This is a genomic window from Ruegeria sp. THAF57 (assembly GCF_903914075.1).
Lineage (GTDB): Bacteria > Pseudomonadota > Alphaproteobacteria > Rhodobacterales > Rhodobacteraceae > Ruegeria.
In genome coordinates this window covers 1-17495 of record NZ_CAIWNQ010000005.1, presented here as the reverse complement: position 1 = coordinate 17495, position 17495 = coordinate 1, and the positions used below count along the sequence as shown (strand labels likewise).

The 17495-nt window shown below is 55.7% G+C and carries 28 protein-coding genes; 1 reads left to right on the top strand and 27 read right to left on the bottom strand.

Annotated features, from left to right (window positions below):
- Positions 1 to 43: 43 nt before the first annotated feature.
- Positions 44 to 256: a DUF1127 domain-containing protein gene (locus RUESEDTHA_RS13490; RefSeq protein ID WP_180887324.1), complete on the bottom strand. Its 213-nt coding sequence runs from the start codon at positions 254 to 256 to the stop codon at positions 44 to 46.
- A 267-nt stretch (positions 257 to 523) separates the two neighbouring features.
- Here RUESEDTHA_RS13490 and RUESEDTHA_RS13485 point away from each other — a divergent pair, with 267 nt between their 5' ends.
- Positions 524 to 1153: an MSMEG_1061 family FMN-dependent PPOX-type flavoprotein gene (locus RUESEDTHA_RS13485; protein WP_180887323.1), complete on the top strand. Its 630-nt coding sequence runs from the start codon at positions 524 to 526 to the stop codon at positions 1151 to 1153.
- 105 nt (positions 1154 to 1258) lie between these two features.
- Here RUESEDTHA_RS13485 and rpmD read toward each other — a convergent pair whose 3' ends face one another.
- From rpmD to RUESEDTHA_RS13355, 26 genes are all read right to left on the bottom strand, one after another.
- Positions 1259 to 1447 carry a 50S ribosomal protein L30 gene (rpmD, locus tag RUESEDTHA_RS13480; RefSeq protein ID WP_074736195.1) on the bottom strand — a complete coding sequence of 63 codons (189 nt, stop codon included), beginning with the start codon at positions 1445 to 1447 and terminating at the stop codon, positions 1259 to 1261.
- Positions 1448 to 1460: 13 nt separating this feature from the next.
- Positions 1461 to 2024, bottom strand: a complete 564-nt coding sequence (gene rpsE / locus RUESEDTHA_RS13475) for a 30S ribosomal protein S5 (protein ID WP_170356677.1) — start codon at positions 2022 to 2024, stop codon at positions 1461 to 1463.
- A gap of 173 nt (positions 2025 to 2197) precedes the next feature.
- Positions 2198 to 2557, bottom strand: a complete 360-nt coding sequence (rplR, locus tag RUESEDTHA_RS13470) for a 50S ribosomal protein L18 (RefSeq protein WP_170356678.1) — start codon at positions 2555 to 2557, stop codon at positions 2198 to 2200.
- An 11-nt stretch (positions 2558 to 2568) separates the two neighbouring features.
- Positions 2569 to 3102: a 50S ribosomal protein L6 gene (gene rplF / locus RUESEDTHA_RS13465; protein ID WP_170373361.1), complete on the bottom strand. Its 534-nt coding sequence runs from the start codon at positions 3100 to 3102 to the stop codon at positions 2569 to 2571.
- Between the two features lie 11 nt (positions 3103 to 3113).
- Positions 3114 to 3506: a 30S ribosomal protein S8 gene (rpsH, locus tag RUESEDTHA_RS13460; RefSeq protein WP_155148687.1), complete on the bottom strand. Its 393-nt coding sequence runs from the start codon at positions 3504 to 3506 to the stop codon at positions 3114 to 3116.
- A 13-nt stretch (positions 3507 to 3519) separates the two neighbouring features.
- Positions 3520 to 3825 (bottom strand): 30S ribosomal protein S14, encoded by a 306-nt coding sequence (rpsN, locus tag RUESEDTHA_RS13455; RefSeq protein ID WP_010437098.1) that lies wholly within the window; start codon positions 3823 to 3825, stop codon positions 3520 to 3522.
- A 19-nt stretch (positions 3826 to 3844) separates the two neighbouring features.
- Positions 3845 to 4405: a 50S ribosomal protein L5 gene (gene rplE / locus RUESEDTHA_RS13450; protein ID WP_180887322.1), complete on the bottom strand. Its 561-nt coding sequence runs from the start codon at positions 4403 to 4405 to the stop codon at positions 3845 to 3847.
- A complete protein-coding gene (gene rplX / locus RUESEDTHA_RS13445) occupies positions 4398 to 4709 on the bottom strand; it encodes a 50S ribosomal protein L24 (RefSeq protein ID WP_068340764.1) in 312 nt (103 codons plus the stop codon). Before rplX ends, rplE begins: the two co-directional genes overlap by 8 nt.
- Before the next feature lie 2 nt (positions 4710 to 4711).
- The gene (gene rplN / locus RUESEDTHA_RS13440) at positions 4712 to 5080 is read right to left on the bottom strand and encodes a 50S ribosomal protein L14 (RefSeq protein ID WP_008757934.1); all 369 of its coding nucleotides are present in this window, start codon (positions 5078 to 5080) and stop codon (positions 4712 to 4714) included.
- Positions 5081 to 5156: 76 nt separating this feature from the next.
- Positions 5157 to 5387, bottom strand: coding sequence for a 30S ribosomal protein S17 (gene rpsQ / locus RUESEDTHA_RS13435; RefSeq protein ID WP_008757253.1), 231 nt, complete (start codon positions 5385 to 5387; stop codon positions 5157 to 5159).
- Positions 5388 to 5391: 4 nt separating this feature from the next.
- A complete protein-coding gene (rpmC, locus tag RUESEDTHA_RS13430) occupies positions 5392 to 5598 on the bottom strand; it encodes a 50S ribosomal protein L29 (protein WP_010437082.1) in 207 nt (68 codons plus the stop codon).
- 428 nt (positions 5599 to 6026) lie between these two features.
- Entirely contained in the window at positions 6027 to 6647 is a 621-nt protein-coding gene (locus tag RUESEDTHA_RS13425; protein WP_180887321.1) for a 2OG-Fe(II) oxygenase family protein, read from the bottom strand.
- A gap of 71 nt (positions 6648 to 6718) precedes the next feature.
- On the bottom strand, positions 6719 to 8086 hold the full coding sequence (locus RUESEDTHA_RS13420; RefSeq protein ID WP_219635855.1) for a sodium:proton antiporter: 1368 nt from the start codon (positions 8084 to 8086) through the stop codon (positions 6719 to 6721).
- Between the two features lie 23 nt (positions 8087 to 8109).
- A complete protein-coding gene (locus RUESEDTHA_RS13415; protein WP_171211196.1) occupies positions 8110 to 8574 on the bottom strand; it encodes an HPP family protein in 465 nt (154 codons plus the stop codon).
- A 305-nt stretch (positions 8575 to 8879) separates the two neighbouring features.
- Complete coding sequence (gene rplP, locus RUESEDTHA_RS13410; protein WP_058283513.1) at positions 8880 to 9293, bottom strand: 50S ribosomal protein L16; 414 nt, start codon at positions 9291 to 9293, stop codon at positions 8880 to 8882.
- Between the two features lie 12 nt (positions 9294 to 9305).
- Entirely contained in the window at positions 9306 to 10016 is a 711-nt protein-coding gene (gene rpsC / locus RUESEDTHA_RS13405) for a 30S ribosomal protein S3 (protein ID WP_008758042.1), read from the bottom strand.
- Positions 10016 to 10396 carry a 50S ribosomal protein L22 gene (rplV, locus tag RUESEDTHA_RS13400; protein ID WP_039538267.1) on the bottom strand — a complete coding sequence of 127 codons (381 nt, stop codon included), beginning with the start codon at positions 10394 to 10396 and terminating at the stop codon, positions 10016 to 10018. The genes rpsC and rplV overlap by 1 nt, the downstream gene beginning before the upstream one ends.
- Positions 10397 to 10399: 3 nt before the next feature.
- A complete protein-coding gene (gene rpsS / locus RUESEDTHA_RS13395) occupies positions 10400 to 10678 on the bottom strand; it encodes a 30S ribosomal protein S19 (protein WP_005980699.1) in 279 nt (92 codons plus the stop codon).
- 3 nt (positions 10679 to 10681) lie between these two features.
- Positions 10682 to 11524: a 50S ribosomal protein L2 gene (rplB, locus tag RUESEDTHA_RS13390; protein WP_171126021.1), complete on the bottom strand. Its 843-nt coding sequence runs from the start codon at positions 11522 to 11524 to the stop codon at positions 10682 to 10684.
- A 207-nt stretch (positions 11525 to 11731) separates the two neighbouring features.
- A complete protein-coding gene (locus RUESEDTHA_RS13385; protein WP_180887320.1) occupies positions 11732 to 12274 on the bottom strand; it encodes a hypothetical protein in 543 nt (180 codons plus the stop codon).
- Positions 12255 to 13193 carry a hypothetical protein gene (locus tag RUESEDTHA_RS13380; protein WP_180887319.1) on the bottom strand — a complete coding sequence of 313 codons (939 nt, stop codon included), beginning with the start codon at positions 13191 to 13193 and terminating at the stop codon, positions 12255 to 12257. Before RUESEDTHA_RS13380 ends, RUESEDTHA_RS13385 begins: the two co-directional genes overlap by 20 nt.
- 153 nt (positions 13194 to 13346) lie before the next feature.
- Positions 13347 to 13643 carry a 50S ribosomal protein L23 gene (locus RUESEDTHA_RS13375; protein ID WP_008757532.1) on the bottom strand — a complete coding sequence of 99 codons (297 nt, stop codon included), beginning with the start codon at positions 13641 to 13643 and terminating at the stop codon, positions 13347 to 13349.
- Entirely contained in the window at positions 13640 to 14257 is a 618-nt protein-coding gene (gene rplD, locus RUESEDTHA_RS13370) for a 50S ribosomal protein L4 (RefSeq protein WP_170694153.1), read from the bottom strand. The genes RUESEDTHA_RS13375 and rplD overlap by 4 nt, the downstream gene beginning before the upstream one ends.
- Entirely contained in the window at positions 14254 to 14979 is a 726-nt protein-coding gene (gene rplC, locus RUESEDTHA_RS13365) for a 50S ribosomal protein L3 (protein WP_180887318.1), read from the bottom strand. Before rplC ends, rplD begins: the two co-directional genes overlap by 4 nt.
- An 18-nt stretch (positions 14980 to 14997) precedes the next feature.
- A complete protein-coding gene (gene rpsJ / locus RUESEDTHA_RS13360; RefSeq protein WP_008756422.1) occupies positions 14998 to 15312 on the bottom strand; it encodes a 30S ribosomal protein S10 in 315 nt (104 codons plus the stop codon).
- 174 nt (positions 15313 to 15486) lie between these two features.
- A complete protein-coding gene (locus tag RUESEDTHA_RS13355) occupies positions 15487 to 17214 on the bottom strand; it encodes an amidohydrolase (RefSeq protein ID WP_370456795.1) in 1728 nt (575 codons plus the stop codon).
- Positions 17215 to 17495: the final 281 nt, after the last annotated feature.

The following is a 17495-nucleotide window of genomic DNA, read 5'->3' as shown; positions in this document are numbered from 1 at the left end:
CCAAATGGCGCCTCCGGGTCAGATCAATGGTCTGATCAGTTTGTCAGCAGTAGACATGCTTTTGAGCAATATCGCGGATATCGCACCGACGCACACCGATATCGTTCAACTCACGATCCGACAGGCTTTGCAGCTCTGAATAGGTGCGGTTGTACTCGGCACGCAGGGTATAAGCCTCTTTGATGCGAGCGACGAGTGTAGCGATGCGGGCGGTCAGGCCAAAACCTTCGCGGGTGTATGTTGCAGTATTTGCCATAGTTCATTTCCTTTCTAAGCCCGAGGCGAATTCCCCGGGATACTATTTGCGTTCCTGTTTGGGACACGGCTCAGATAAGGAGGGTGGGTATCGCTAACAACGGATGTTTCGGTCTATCCGTTATGCGTTGGGGGAATGGCCAGACAGGAGTTTGCACGCCACGCTTTCTGCGATGAATGTCTGCGCGGCGGGACGAAGCGGCTGTCTCAGTTGTCTGTTTTTCTTCTCTGCTCTAGTTTTGAACGCATTTAACTTGAGGAACACCGCATGTTACAGGTCGAAGAAGAAATCACGGATATCGGTCGGCTTCGAGAACTGCTTCCCGAGTACAAAGGTTCCAACACCGATCTGAAAGTTATTGATCAAATAAATGGTGTTGCGAAAAGGTTCATAGCAGCTGCGCCTTTTGTAGTCGTTGCAACCAAAGCGTCCCCCGGGTTGATTGACGTATCTCCCAAAGGGGATCCGGCTGGTTTCGTAGAGGTATTTGACGAAAAAACTCTGATCCTTCCGGATCGGCTTGGAAACCACCGAGTGGATGGGTTTGCAAATCTTTTGACCGACCCGAATGTTGGACTCATTTTTGTTGTCCCCGGACACGGAGACACCCTTCGGGTAGCCGGCAAAGCCCGTATTGTAAAAGATCAGAAAATTAGCGAACGCTTGTCCGTGAACAACAGGCAACCTTTGCTTGCCATGGTCGTGGATGTTGAGGAAGTCTTTATGCACTGCTCAAAGTCGTTGATCCGCTCTCGACTTTGGCATCCTGATCAATGGCCGCCACGCGGAACAGCACCAACGCTTGCCGAGTGGGTAGTCAGTGCAGTTGATCGAGAACAGACAGTTGACGAGGTTCAAGGCATTCATTCAAACGACGAAGAAAACCGGCTATATTGAGACTGTTTGGATCGCTTTGGATTCAATGCGGACAAAAAGGACCGTAGGCATGAAAAAAGCCCCCGCAAACGGCGGGGGCCTTTCAATCCTTCAACGATGTCGCGCTTAGCCGCGCTCTTCGATGATCTCAACCAGATGCGGGATCTTGTTGACCATGCCGCGGACCGAAGGCGTATCCTCCAGCTCACGGGTACGGTGCATCTTGTTCAGGCCCAGACCGATCAGGGTTGCGCGCTGTTCGGCGGGGCGGCGGATCGGGGAGCCGATCTGCTTGACGACGATGGTTTTTGCCATGGTACGCTACTCCTTACGCTTCGGCTTCAGCCGGTGCTTCGTCCCGCTTGGGCAGGATGTCAGCAACTTTTTTGCCACGACGTGCTGCAACCGAACGCGGGCTCTGCTCTTTCTGCAGGCCGTTGATGGTGGCGCGGATCATGTTGTACGGGTTTTGCGAGCCCAGCGACTTGGACACAACGTCCTTCACGCCCAGCATTTCGAACACGGCACGCATCGGACCACCGGCGATGATACCAGTACCTTCAGGCGCGGTGCGCATGACCACTTTACCAGCGCCGTGACGGCCCTCGATGTCGTGGTGCAGAGTACGACCTTCGCGCAGTTGCACGCGGATCATCTGACGCTTGGCTTGTTCAGTCGCCTTACGGATGGCCTCAGGTACTTCTTTCGCTTTACCTTTGCCAAAGCCCACGCGGCCTTTCTGATCGCCGACAACCACCAGAGCGGCGAAGCCAAAGCGCTTACCACCTTTTACGGTTTTCGACACGCGGTTGATTGCGACCAGGCGATCTGCAAATTCCGGTGCTTCTTCACGGTCGCGGCCACGGCCCCGACGGTTTTCACGTTCTGCCATTTGGCATCCCTTTTCTCATATGGCGTTTGTGACGCCGTTTTCTTCAATCGAAGTGAGCGTGAACGCCCCCCGATCATCGAGGCGGGAATACCCGCCTTCAAGGTGCCGAAGCCGGGCTGGAGCCCGGCCTACAGCGGTGTCGTAGGTAGGCCGGGCTTTAGCCCGGCACACCATCAGATCTTCAGACCGCCTTCACGCGCGGCGTCGGCGACTGCCTTCACCTTGCCGTGGAACAGGAAGCCACCACGATCGAAATAGGCCTCTTCGACGCCTGCCTTCTTGGCACGCTCGGCGATGGCCGCGCCCACTTTGGTGGCCGCTTCGACGTTGTTCTTGCCAACAACACCCAGATCTTTTTCCAGGGTCGAGGCTGCGGCCAGGGTCACGCCACGAACGTCGTCGATCAGCTGAACGCTGATGTTCTTGTTCGAACGGTGAACCGACAGGCGTACGCGGCCCGCGTTGACTTTGCGAAGTTTGTTCCGAACGCGCAGGCGGCGCTTCAGAAACAGGGTTCTTTTGCTGTTTGCCATTGTCTGCGTCCTTACTTCTTCTTGCCTTCCTTGCGGAAGATGAACTCGCCCTTATAGCGGATGCCCTTGCCTTTGTACGGCTCGGGGCGGCGCCATTCGCGGATTTTGGCCGCGACTTCGCCCACCTGCTGCTGGTCGATACCTTCCACAACGATTTCGGTCTGCTTCGGCGCAGTGATGGTCACACCTTCCGGAGCAGTGAAATCAACATCGTGGCTGTAGCCCAGGTTCAGCTTCAGGGTGTTGCCCTGCATCTGAGCCCGGTAACCAACACCCTGGATCTCCAGCTCTTTTTTGAAGCCTTCGGTCACACCGGTTACCAAGTTGGCAACCATGGTGCGGCTCATGCCCCACTGCTGACGGGCACGCTTGGACATGCCACGGGGGTCGATTTTGACCACGTTGTCTTCAACCGACAGCGTCACGTCGTCGGTGGCGGTGAAGCTACGGGTGCCTTTCGGACCTTTCACTTCGATGGTCTGACCCGACACAGAGGCGGTAACGCCGCTGGGCAGCTCGACCGGTTTTTTACCAATACGAGACATTGCAGACCTCCTTAGAAGACGGTGCAGAGCACTTCGCCACCAACATTGTTGGAGCGAGCGTTTGCGTCCGACATCACACCTTTCGGAGTGCTGACAATCGACACACCCAGACCCTGACGGACCTGCGGGATGTCATTGACGCCCATGTAGACGCGACGACCGGGTTTTGAAACCCGCTTCAGTTCGCGAATGACAGGGGTGCCTTCGTAGTATTTCAGGCTAATTTCGATGGCCGGATGACCGTTTTCACCGGTCGTGTTTTCGTAGCCACGGATGTAACCTTCGTCCGCCAGCACGTCCAGAACCCAACCGCGCAGTTTGGATGCGGGTGTGGAAACGGTGGACTTGCCGCGCATTTGCGCGTTGCGGATACGGGTGAGCATATCGCCGATAGGATCATTCATATCTATGTCTCCCTTACCAGCTCGATTTCACCATGCCGGGGATCTGACCAGCAGAACCCAGCTCGCGCAGCGCGATACGGCTGACCTTCAGCTTACGGTAGTAAGCGTGGGGACGACCGGTCAGCTGACAACGGTTGTGCAGACGGGTAGCCGAGCTGTTGCGCGGCAGTTTCGCCAGTTTCAGACGCGCTTTGAAACGCTCTTCCATCGGCTTGCTCTCGTCATTCGCGATTTCTTTCAGCTCGGCACGCTTTGCGGCATATTTGGCCACCAGGCGTTCGCGCTTCTTCTCGCGTTCGATCATTGCTTTCTTAGCCATGTCTCAATCCTCCCGGCGCTTACGCGTTGAACGGCATGTTGAACGCTTTCAACAATGCCTTTGCTTCAGCGTCGGTTTTCGCTGTGGTGGCAATTACGATATCCAGGCCCCAGACCTCATCGACCTTGTCGAAGTCGATTTCCGGGAACACGATGTGCTCTTTCATGCCCATGGCAAAGTTGCCCTGACCATCGAAAGACGGCTTAACACCGCGGAAGTCACGAATACGCGGCATCGCGATTGTGATCAGACGATCCAGGAATTCGTACATCCGGTCGCCGCGCAGGGTCACTTTCGCGCCCAACGGCATGTCTTCACGGACGCGGAAACCCGCGATCGACTTCTTCGCCTTGGTTGCAACAGCCTGTTGGCCAGCAATTGCAGTCAGATCTTCGACGGCAGCTTTCGCTTTCTTCGAGTCCTTGACCGCCTCAGCACCACAACCGATGTTCAGAACGATTTTCTCCAGCTTGGGCAGCTGCATGTCGTTCTTGTAGCCGAACTCTTCTTTCAGAGCGGCACGGATGGTTTCAACGTACTGAGTTTTCAAACGCGGGGTGTAGGTTGCGGAATCAAGCATCGATCACGTCCCCTGTGGTCTTGGCGAAGCGAACCTTCTTGTCACCTTCCATACGGAAGCCAACGCGGGTTGCTTTGCCGTTCTTGTCCAGCAGCGCCAGGTTCGACAGCTCGATCGGGTTTGCCTGAGGCAGGCGACCACCTTGCGAGGTTTGCGACTGACGTGTGTGACGGATGGCAATGTTAATGCCTTCGACAACAGCTTTACCGGCCTTGGGATCAACCGAGGAAATAGTTCCCTCTTTGCCCTTGTCCTTGCCGGCCAGCACGACGACCTTGTCGCCTTTGCGGAGTTTAGCAGCCATGATTACAGCACCTCCGGAGCCAGCGAGATGATTTTCATGAAGTTCTTGCCGCGCAGTTCGCGAACAACGGGGCCAAAGATACGTGTACCTACGGGCTCGTTGTTGTTGTTCAGGATGACGGCGGCGTTGCGATCGAAACGGATCGCGGTGCCGTCTTCGCGACGGACTTCCTTGGCGGTGCGCACGACGACGGCCTTACGGACGTCACCTTTCTTTACGCGGCCGCGCGGGATGGCTTCCTTCACCGAGACGACAATGATGTCGCCAACGGAGGCGTATTTACGCTTGGAACCACCCAGGACCTTGATGCACTGAACTCGGCGTGCGCCGGAGTTGTCAGCGACATCCAGATTGGTCTGCATCTGGATCATGTGGTTTCTCCCGACCTGTGGGGGCTGGTCTCGTTAGATCCCCCAGGGTTTCGACAAATGGAAAAATCCCGGAGGCTTACGCTTCCAGAACTTCCCAACGTTTCGTCTTCGATTTCGGCGCGCATTCGATGATGCGGACTGTGTCGCCGACCTTGAAGGCGTTCTTTTCATCGTGAGCCCGGTATTTTTTGGACTTACGGATGGTTTTCTTCAGAACCGGATGCGTAAAGCGGCGCTCGACGGATACGGTTACGGTCTGTTCGTTGGCGTCGCTGGTTACGGTGCCGGACAGGATACGCTTGGGCATCTGATTACTCCTCGGATGCCGCTGCAGCGGCCTTTTCGTTCAGAATGGTTTTGACGCGGGCAGCATTGCGGCGGGCCGCTTTGATGCCGGCTGTGTTTTCCAGCTGACCGGTTGCCTGTTGAAAGCGCAGGTTAAAGCTTTCTTTCTTCAGGTTGGCCAGTTCCTCGCGGAGCTGGTCCGGGGTCTTGTCACGCAGTTCTTGGGCGTTCATCGCCTTTTTCCTTTGCTCAAAACACCAGAAGGCCCCCTGACAGGGTCACCTTGGACCTGGTGGATGAATGATAGACATACGAATCGCCCGACAACGCCGGGAGACCGCAGGATGCCGCCGTATAAGGGTTTGGGGGGTGGGTGGCAAGAGGAAGTTTGGCCGAACTGCGTTAAGTTATCACGATCTAAATTGATCAGCCCGCGCACGTCTTAAAGGCCGCCCACGAGACGTAGAGTGTCACAGCCAATACCATAACCCATAAACCAACTTCAAATCTTGGCAAAAGATGCAGATGCGACCGCCACAAGGCTGCCAAAAAGCTTTCTTTGAACTTCCACCCAGAGCGGCGCAAAGTGATCAAGTAAAGAAGAAGAAACCCACCCCAGAAAAACGGCGAACCAGCACTCACGGCCTCGCCGATGCAGGAGTCACTCCCACTTATAGTTAAAGCTGACACTGATCCGTTCTTCCTCGGCCATGTTCATCGGCACTTCGTGGCGCAGCCAGCTTTCCCACAGCAGCACGTCCCCCACCTGCGGCTTCATATAGATGAACGGCTGTAAATCTCGCCTTCCGCCTTTGACCCGCGTTGGTGCGGCCATCATGCGGCCTGAACGCGGGTCTTCCAGTTTTAGCGCGCTCGCCCCTTCGGGCATCGCCACATAGGTCGTGCCCGAGATCACGCTGTGCGGGTGCAGGTGGCTGGAATGCATACCGCCCTCAGGCAGGATGTTGATCCACAGGTCTTCCAACTTGAGCTCACCCTCGCCCAGATCAAATTCCAGATCCTTGGCAAAGGCTCCCACGTGCTGATCCAACGCGGTCACCAGATCGGCGAAGATCGGGAACCGCCACGGCAGGTCGGTCAGCGAGGCGTAACTTGTATAGCCGGGATAGCCGTTTTCCTCGCACCATTCCTGCCCGGCCTCATCATCCTCGGCGATGACAATGCACGAGCTTTCCAACTCTTCCGCGTCGATCTTGGGATCGAACTCGGACAAGGCTGCGCGATAGAGACGGGTAACGAAGAGTGATTCAATCTGTGCCATGCCCCGGCTATAGCTCAGCCGGGACGCAAGAGCGAGACCAGCCGCCCCAGAAAAGCGGCTGGTCGCGTGCCTTAATAAAAGTAGCGAAGCCAGATATAGACGTTGGCGATCATCAGGGTCAGGATCATGATTGGAAACGCCATGATCGCAAACTTTACGAAACCGATGGGCTGTTTAGCCTTCTCGGCAAAGGCCGCAACGGTCAGGTTCGCGCTGGCGCCCAACAGCGTCCCGTTGCCACCCAAACAGGCACCCAGAGCCAGCGACCACCACAAGGGCTCAATCGCATCAGGGCCGCCGAAAGTGTCGGCGGTGGATTCGATCAGCGGGATCATTGTGGCGACAAAGGGGATGTTGTCCAGAATGGCCGACAGAATGCCCGACGCCCAGAAGATGAAGAACGCTGTCCACATCATGTCACCTTCGGTCAGTTCCAGCACCTTCTGGCCAAAGAACTCCAGCAGCCCCACATGCTCAACACCAGCGACAATCACGAACAAGCCGCCAAAGAAGAAAATCGTGATCCATTCGACCTCACCAAAAATATGGTGCACGGACTCGGATTGTTCTTCACCGCTTTGGTGACCGTAGGCCAGCAACATCAACAACCCAGCCCCAGCCAGCGCGGAAGTCCCAGGTTGGATGCCGTAACCATGGCCCAGCGTAAAGCCCAGAAGAACCAGCGCCAGAACGGACAGGGATTTGATCATCAGACGAACATCCGTGATCGCCTCGTCCTCGTTAAACCGCATGATCTTTTCGCTGGCCGACTTGGGTATGGCGGCCAGAGTACGCCGGTTCATCAGATAAATGATCCCAGTCAGCACAACCAGACAGATGGCTGAAATCGGCGCCAGGTTCACCACGAATTCATTGAAACTGAGTCCTGCGGCAGAGCCGATGATAATGTTGGGCGGGTCACCGATCAGGGTCGCCGTCCCTCCAACATTCGACGCCAGAATTTCGGCGAAGAAAAACGGAAACACCGGCGTATCCAGCGCGTCCGTGATCAGCAAGGTTATCGGGGCGATCAGCAGAACGGTCGTCACGTTGTCCAGCAGGGCCGAGAACACGGCGGTAATCAGGGTCAGCATGATCAGGATACCCGTCGGGTTGGCCTTGACCACCTTTGCTGCCTTGATAGCGACGTACTGAAACAAGCCGCATTTACTGGTGATACCCACAATTACCATCATGCCGATCAACAGGGCCAGGGTGTTGGCGTCCACCCCTGCCACGGCCTGTTCCTGATTGAGGATGCCAAAAAGCACCATCAATGACGCCCCCAGCATGGCCAGAATTGCGCGGTTAACTTTTTCGGTAATCAGGACAGCATAAACTGCGATCAAAATGCCGGTGGCGATCCAAAGGGGATCAATTCCCAGCAGTTGAGGGACAGAGAACGCGTGTTCTCCGTGCGAAACGGAATGGTTGGTCAAGGGTCTGATCCGGTATTTAGGGGTTAACTTAGCGCGTGTTCAATCAGCGAATTGGGGCTGACTGTGCCCACAAAACGATTGGTGTCAGGCTCAACAAGGAAGACGTGGCGCTTGAATTTGTGGATCAGGAAAATGCCTTCCATGACCGGAGTATCGGGCGCAGTCACCGGAATATTTGCCGGTTCTGACATGTGATCCCCGACCCGTTCTTCGTTCAGGCGCTTAATCTGCTCACCGAAGTCTTCTTTGGTCAGGTCCATGAAGCTGAGATTTGCGATCGGCACACGCGCCGTTTCAGAGCTGACGCCAATCCGTGCGGCTTGAGGCAGGATCATCTTGATGAGCGTTGGAGCAGTAAACACGCCCTGAAAGCTTCCGTCATCGGAAACCACAGGCAGGAACCGGGCCCGGCTGTCGCGAATGATCTCGAACGCCTTTGCGACGGTATCATCGGGATGGATTGTCTTCTGAATTTCTGGGGGGACCATGACGTCCCTGCAAGTAAGGCCCATTCGTGCTCTCGGTCTTTCAACGGGGTGGCAAAGCCAGGATATCATACGCGCTCAAACCACGTTGAGGGATTGAACTGCCCAAGCTTTGATCGGGAATAAGTGTGGGGGCTTCTTTTCACCAGATCAGGGGACTTTCCACCCCTGAGCTGCATGATTTTTGCAATGCCGGTATTGAATTTCGGAAATAACCCACTGGCCGCCCATCGCAGACCGCCAAAACGAAAAAGGCCCCCGCCGAGTGTTCGGCAGGGGCCATGTTCTTTGGGGTCTCCCCAGACTGTTTACCAGTCTTCGCGAACCACGACGCGAGTCTTGATCGGCAGCTTCATCGCGGCCAGGCGCAGGGCCTCGCGGGCGATGTCATCATTGACGCCGTCGATTTCGAACATGACGCGGCCTGGCTTGACCTTGCAGGCCCAGCGGTCGACCGAACCTTTACCTTTACCCATACGAACTTCGATCGGCTTTGCAGTGACCGGAGTGTCGGGGAAGATGCGGATCCAGACACGACCCTGACGCTTCATGTGACGCGTCATGGCACGACGTGCAGCTTCGATCTGGCGTGCAGTTACACGCTCAGGCTCAAGAGCTTTCAGGCCGTAGGTGCCAAAGTTCAGATCAGAGCCGCCTTTGGCGAGACCCTTGATCCGGCCTTTGTGCATCTTGCGGAATTTAGTACGCTTTGGTTGAAGCATATCTTTCCCTCCTTAGCGACGACCGCCACCAGCACCACGAGGTGCAGGGCCGTCCTGGAGTTCCTGTGCTTTACGGTCACGTGCCTGCGGATCGTGCTCCATGATCTCACCTTTGAAGATCCAGACCTTGATCCCGATGATCCCGTAAGGAGTCATCGCTTCGGCATGTGCGTAATCGATGTCGGCACGCAGGGTGTGCAGAGGCACGCGGCCTTCGCGATACCACTCGGTCCGTGCGATTTCGGCGCCGCCCAGACGACCAGCGACGTTCACCCGGATACCCAGGGCGCCCATACGCATGGCATTCTGAACCGAGCGCTTCATGGCGCGACGGAACGAAACACGACGTTCCAGCTGCTGAGCGATAGACTCGGCAACCAGCTGCGCGTCAAGCTCGGGCTTGCGCACTTCGACGATGTTCAGGTGCAGTTCGCTGTCGGTCATCCGCGCAAGCTTTTTGCGCAGAACTTCGATGTCTGCACCTTTCTTGCCGATGATGACACCGGGACGTGCTGTGTGGATCGTGACGCGGCACTTCTTGTGCGGACGTTCGATGATCACACGGGCAACACCGGCCTGCTTGCACTCTTTGTTGATGAACTCACGGATCTTGAGGTCTTCCAGCAGAAGATCACCGTAGTCCTTGGTGTCGGCGTACCAGCGGCTGTCCCAGGTGCGGTTAACCTGCAGGCGCATGCCGATCGGATTTACTTTATGACCCATTAGGCTTGCTCCTCAACTTGACGCACCTTGATGGTGATCTCCGAGAACGGCTTCATGATCTTGCCGAAACGGCCACGGGCACGCGGACGACCGCGCTTCATGACCAGGTTTTTGCCAACCCATGCTTCGGCGACGATCAGCTCGTCAACGTCCAGGTTGTGGTTGTTTTCGGCATTCGCGATTGCGGACTGCAGGCACTTCTTTACGTCCTGCGCGACACGCTTGTTGCTGAAAGTCAGGTCGGTCAGAGCCTTCTCAACTTTCTTGCCGCGGATCATTTGCGCAACCAGGTTCAGTTTCTGCGGGCTGGTGCGAAGCATACGGGTTTTCGCCATTGCTTCGTTTTCAGCCACGCGGCGGGGGTTCTTTTCCTTGCCCATGACTTACTTCCGCTTCGCTTTTTTGTCTGCGGCGTGGCCATAATAGGTCCGGGTCGGCGAGTATTCACCGAACTTCTGACCGATCATGTCTTCCGAGACGTTGACGGGAATGTGCTTCTGGCCGTTGTACACACCAAAGGTCAGACCCACGAACTGGGGCAGAATGGTGGAACGACGCGACCAGATTTTGATGACTTCGTTGCGGCCCGACTCGCGCGCTGCTTCGGCTTTTTTGAGCACGTAAGCATCGACGAAAGGACCCTTCCAAACAGAGCGAGACATAGATTAACGTCCCTTCTTCTTGGCGTGCCGCGAGCGGATGATCAGCTTCTGGGACGCTTTGTTCTTGTTGCGGGTACGCTTACCCTTGGTGTCCTTACCCCACGGTGTAACCGGCGTACGGCCACCCGAGGTACGACCTTCACCACCACCGTGCGGGTGATCGATCGGGTTCATTGCAACACCACGAACCGACGGACGAACGCCCTTGTGGCGCATACGACCGGCTTTACCGAGGTTTTGGTTGCTGTTGTCGGGGTTGGACACGGCACCAACGGTGGCCATGCATTCCTGACGGACAAGACGCAGTTCGCCCGAGCTCAGACGGATCTGAGCGTAGCCACCATCGCGGCCAACGAATTGCGCGTAAGTACCGGCCGCACGTGCGATCTGACCGCCTTTACCAGGCTTCATCTCGATGTTGTGGACGATGGTACCGATCGGCATGCCCGAGAATGGCATTGCGTTGCCCGGCTTGATGTCGGCTTTTGCCGACGAGATGACTTTGTCACCAACAGCCAGACGCTGCGGAGCCAGGATATATGCCTGCTCGCCGTCTTCGTATTTTACCAGTGCGATGAATGCGGTCCGGTTCGGGTCATATTCGATCCGCTCGACGGTTGCCGCGACATCAACTTTGTTCCGTTTGAAGTCAACGATCCGGTAGAGACGCTTTGCGCCACCGCCGCGGCGGCGTGAAGTGATCCGTCCGGTGTTGTTCCGGCCGCCCGATTTGGTCAAACCCTCAGTGAGAGACTTGACCGGACGTCCTTTCCAAAGCTCCGAACGGTCGATCAGCACCAGCCCGCGCTGGCCCGGCGTCGTCGGCTTGTACGACTTGAGTGCCATGCTTTCTGTCTTCCGTTTAGCAAGTGCGAGGGGTTTCCCCGCTATGTGATAGGCCCCCGTAGGTGCCCGAGGTGAAGGGCCCCGAAGGTCCCCGGTTACAAATATCAGAGGCCCCGGAACGAATCCGAGGCCGCAAGATTGGGAGCGTGTAACAGGGTTGCGGGTGGGTGTCTATAGGGGAAAGTGGTTTAGCAATCGCGGTCTAGCTTAATCACTTGTCCGATCTTGTCGCGCCTCTTCCCTTCTCCGCTGTTCGTCTCTCTTTGCACGCGCCGCCTTTCGGTAAGAAATCTCCTGTTCGAGGCGTGATACCTGAATATTCTTGATCTCAAACGGCAACCACATTGACATAATAAACGCCGCGATCGAGAGCCACGCAAATACCCCATGTACCCAGTACAGCCCAGTTAGACACTTGGCCTCGATAACTTCCGTCACCACCAACAGAAATAGTACAGCCATGTACAAAACAAAAAGATAGGTCAGCCGCATAAGCCTAAATTGGACACCCTTCGCCCCTTCCCACGCCGTTCGCCAACCCCCTCTAATTAGGTTTCCGGGATCGCCAAGAATTGAAACCGTTGCAAACAACGAGGCCGCTAAAATCGAAAATATCAATCCGATGTATTCTGAGGGCTTTTCAGAAACGCGCAGCGCCTCACCCGCACCGAGATACACTGCGACAGAAGGCAAACTAATCACCGCTATAAGAAAAGGTAGCTTTCGGGGATCAATGTTCATTTGGCTCAATCAAAATCTCGTCGCCTATTACGCCCAGTTCTTCAAACCGATCTATTGCACTGTGCAAACCAGCAAACATCTGGTGCCGACTCACGACCTGCCGGTTCCCATCCACGCTGAAATCGTCCTTTAATCGAACCGAATCTTGTGTAATACGCAGGCCATTCTTGGTAACGATTGCGAACCCGTCGTCACTCCCACCATCAAGCAGTTCCATCGCCATGTCGGTCATGACGCGCTTCACGTGGGCATCCTTCCAGTCTTTTCCAGACCGAAGAACGAACCTACCTGCGATTTTAGTTGCCGCTTCCCTGTCGGCAGCAGTCAAATCTCTCTGCCAAAGAGAGGCAACAACCCCCATGATCCCAGTTTGCTCAATGGCGCCACCGTTGATCGCGTGCTCTAAAGTCTGCTTGAACCCACTCATCCCCAAGTCGATCTCCCCAATACCTTGATCCATAATTTCTCTGTATTGGGCCTCATCGAGCGCAGCCTCCAAGAGATAAACCGGAGTCTCATCAACTCCGGAGAAAGTTCTGATCAGGTTGTTGATCAGCAAGTTGACCCGGCTATCACGCAGCGGAGCATTATGTGTAGAAAATATAATATCCTCACCGGAACAAATCAAGAACACCTGCGATCGAATAAACTCCTTCTGCGCCGGGGCCGGTTCTTCGTCAACACGGACTTGCGCCAGCGTTTCCACCACTGCCGCGCCCGCGCCCGCCTCAAAGACCGCTAGATGTATTTCTTGACGTCCATGGCGACGTGCATGGGATGCAACCACACAGTCCAAACCATCCGCATATTGAAAGATTGGATGGCCGACGTTTGGATAACCGTCGCTACACAAATCAAATGATTGTTCCAGTGTTAGTTGTTCACCGCGAACGTGCGCAGCACGGCGATAATGCCCAGTCTTTCGCAATCTTGTTCCTCCAAATCGTCTCAAAAAGAGTTTTCAATCAATGCGTGAATCTCACAATGGCAAATCTAGCGCCATGCGACACATTTCTAACAAAAAAACAAAAAAACCCCCGCTTTCGCGGGGGCCTTTATCTCTCTCCAAAGACGGGTTCGATCAGAGACCGGTGGACACGTCGATGGTGTTCCCCTCTTCCAGGGTCACATATGCTTTTTTGACGTCTTTCCGACGGCCCAGCTGGCCACGGAACCGCTTGACCTTGCCTTTGGTCACGGTGGTGTTCACCGCTTTGACCTTCACACCAAACAGCGCCTCAACGGCCTCTTTGATCTGCGGCTTGTTGCTGTCGATCGCCACTTCAAAGACAACCGCGCCGTTCTCGGACGCCATGGTCGACTTCTCGGTGATGATCGGCTTGCGGATCACGTCGTAGTGTTCTGCCTTCGCGCTCATTTCAGACGAGCCTCCAGTGCTTCGACAGCCGCTTTGGTGAGCACCAGGGTGTCACGCTTGAGGATGTCATAGACGTTTGCGCCCATCGACGGCAGGATATCCAGACCTTCGATGTTCTTCGACGCTTTCAGGAACCCTTCGTTCACGGTCGCGCCGTCGATGACCAGAGCACGTTTCCAGCCCAGGTTTGCAACCTGTTTGGCCAGAGCGGCGGTCTTGCCTTCGGCTTCGGCGTTCTCGATCACAACCAGCTCACCTGCTTTGGCTTTGGCCGACAGAGCGTGGCGCAGGCCAAGCTTGCGGAACTTTTTCGGCAGGTCGTGGCCGTGCGAACGAGGGGTCGGGCCCTTGTAGATACCACCCTTGCGGAAGATCGGCGCGTTACGGTCACCATGGCGTGCGCCACCGGTGCCCTTCTGGCGATAGATCTTCTTGGTCGAGTAGCTGGTTTCCGAGCGGGTCTTGACCTTGTGGGTGCCGGCCTGCGCGTTGTTACGCTGCCAACGGACCACACGGTGCAGGATGTCCGCGCGCGGCTCCAGGCCGAACAGGTCCGCATCCAGCTCGATGTTGCCGGCTTTGCCGCCGTCCAGTTTGATTACATCAAGTTTCATGCTTCACCACCTTCCGCGGGAGCTTCTTCCGCAGGTGCTTCAGTTGCGGCACCTTTTACGGCTGCCGGGAAAGGCAGACCTTCGGGTGCTTTCTTCTTGACGGCGTCCTTGACGGTAACCCAGCCCGATTTCGGTCCGGGAACGGCGCCTTTGATGAAGACCAGGTTCCGGTCGGCGTCGGTTTTGACGACTTCCAGGTTCTGGGTGGTGACACGGGCAGCACCCATGTGACCGGCCATCTTCTTACCTTTAAAAACCTTGCCCGGGTCCTGACACTGACCCGTTGAGCCGTGCGAACGGTGGCTGATCGAAACACCGTGCGAGGCGCGCAGACCACCAAAGTTCCAACGCTTCATCGCACCGGCAAAGCCTTTACCGATCGAAGTGCCCGAAACGTCAACCTTCTGACCTTCCAGGAAGTGTTCTGCCGAAATCTCGGCACCCACTTCGATCAGGCCATCTTCGGAGACGCGGAACTCGGCCAGCTTACGCTTGGGCTCGACCTTTGCAGCGGCATAGTGACCGCGCATGGCTTTCGAGGTGCGTTTTGCCTTGGCGGCACCGGCGCCCAGCTGAACGGCGGTGTAGCCGTCTTTGTCAGCAGTACGCTGTGCAACGACCTGCAGGTTGTCCAGGTGAAGAACGGTCACAGGGATCTGCTTGCCGTCTTCCATGAACAGGCGGGTCATGCCAACTTTTTTTGCGATAATACCAGAGCGCATAATCTATACCCTCCGATCTTACGACTGCAGCTTGATCTCGACGTCCACACCAGCAGCGAGGTCGAGCTTCATCAGCGCGTCAACGGTCTGGGGGGTCGGATCAACGATGTCGAGCAGGCGCTTGTGCGTCCGGATCTCGAACTGGTCGCGGGATTTCTTGTCAACGTGAGGGCCACGGAGAACCGTGAACTTCTCAATCTTGTTCGGCAGCGGGATCGGGCCGCGCACGTTCGCGCCGGTCCGCTTGGCAGTGTTGACGATCTCTTGCGTGCTGGCATCCAGAACGCGATAGTCAAATGCCTTCAGCCGAATACGGATGTTTTGGCTTTGCATATTAACAGCCTTTTTTAGGCGTTGAGGTTGAGAGGAGGACAGACGCGCATCGCCAACCCTCTTCGAACCCAAAAGGCGGGAATCACCCCGCCTCTGTTCGCAATGAGCGAACTCGCGCGTATTAGTGGGGTTGGTGCGGTTTGGCAAGAGGCAAACGCCATAAAGACAACCGCGCTATTGATCGTCAGACGTGCCGTTGCTTAACCATGGATCTTCAACCTTCATGCCTTGATAAACCGCGTGCAGAAAAAGGTGGGCAATTACAGGGTCATTCGAAAATGGCGAAAACTGCAACTTACCCTCTTTGACTTCCTCTACGGCTTCATAGACGACCTCGTCGCCCTTTACCGTCAACAGCACTTTGAGTTCTGCCAATGTCTCTGGATCAACCGCCGTGGGATCGTCTGACAGGATTACAAAATCTGCCACTTTCCCTTCTTCGATCGAGCCTTTTTCGTTTTCCTCGAAATGCTGCCAGGCGGGCCAGATCGTCATAGCTTTCAAGGCGGTCATGACATCTACCCTCTGATGCGGTCCCAAGATATCACCGGAGCGCGTACGGCGCGTAACCGTAGCTGCAAGAACACGCATGCTGTCTGGAAAGGCCACCGGCGCATCATGATGCGTGCCGAAAATCATGTCACGCTCGCGCAGCCACCCGGTCGGCGAGATGTTGTCCGCATTCACCGGCCCAACCGTGTGATCCCGATGCCAGTCGCCCCAATAGAATGTATGCATCGGGAAAAGGGATGGGAAAACACCCAACCGCTTAAAGCTTGCGACCTGATCTTCTCTTAGAAACTGCCCGTGAATAAGAACTGGGCGGTTACCGGGGTCACCATACTTGATCTGCGCTTCTTCCAAAGCCGCAATAAGCATGTCAGATGCGCCTTCACCGTTGGAATGAACGAGAATTTGGAAACCGTTCTCGAAACACCAGTTCACTGCGTCTTGGAGTTGCTCCATCGTGATGGCGGCGTATCCCGCATACCCGGGAACATAGTTCCCTACCGGATCATAATAGGGTCGATCCCTCAATGCCGTGAACCCCTGAGGCGAGCCGTCAATGGTAAGCTTGCAGCCCCCGACCCGGACACGATCATCATAGTTCCTTGATGTGTTTGCGCCGATGAAATCCCGCGCCTCAAGAACATCCGGAAACGCGACTACGTCAATGGGAAGCCCGTCTTCGGCGGCAACCTTCCTGAGAACCTCGACAATTTCGCCAGACGAGCGCCCTTCTTGTCCGGTTGTATACCCAAATTTGGCCCAAAGCTGTGTGCCCGCCTTGGCAAATTCTGCAAGTCCATCTTCACCCAGATTTCCCAACATGGGAACAAGGACGGAAAAGAATGCGTACTCTTCCAGCACGCCGTTCGGCTCACCAGTCTCGTCACGTTGAATTACGCCGCCCGGAGGAGCCTCGGAAGCGGCAGTGATGCCAGCCAGTTCCAAGGCTTTTGAATTTGCGACACCCAAGTGCCCGGATTGATGAACGATTATGACAGGAAATTCCTCAGAAACCTGGTCCAGCTCTTGCCGTGTTGGGTGACGAAGTTCCTTTAGCTGGGCATTGTCGTAGCCGAAGCCAATGATCATTTTGACCTGTTCGACAGCCTGCGCATTCTCGTCGGCCCAACTTGAAAGCGTGGTTTGCAAACTGGCAATATCAACCACCTCTCCATCCGGCGGCGCGAGAAGGTTCGCAGACAAAGCCTGCAAGCCTCCCATGACGACATGCCCATGGCTGTCGACGAAACCCGGAAGCATCGCGCGCCCTTCCAAGTCGAAGGTTTCGGTTGCGTTCCCTTGATGGGCCGACACATCAGAAATCGCCCCCACCGCAAGAATGCGCCCATCCTTGACTGCGACAGCTTCGGCTGACGGAGCCGCGTCGTTCATCGTAACTATTGGCCCCCCGAGATAAATCCTATCCGCGATTTCTTGCGAGGATGCCGAGGTAGATAAGCAAGCAACAGCCGCGACAAGACAAACTGAACGAGCCGAGAAAAGCATCTTATGACCTCTTTTTAATTGCAATTTGTTAATAAGAAACAAGCTAGCACCTCAGGTAGCCTAGGCAAAAAAGAAAAAGGCCGCCCCCTGAGGGAGCGGCCTTCTTTAGTTTTATCGATGTGCCGGGCTGAAGCCCGTCCTACCGATTATTCAATGATCTTCGACAC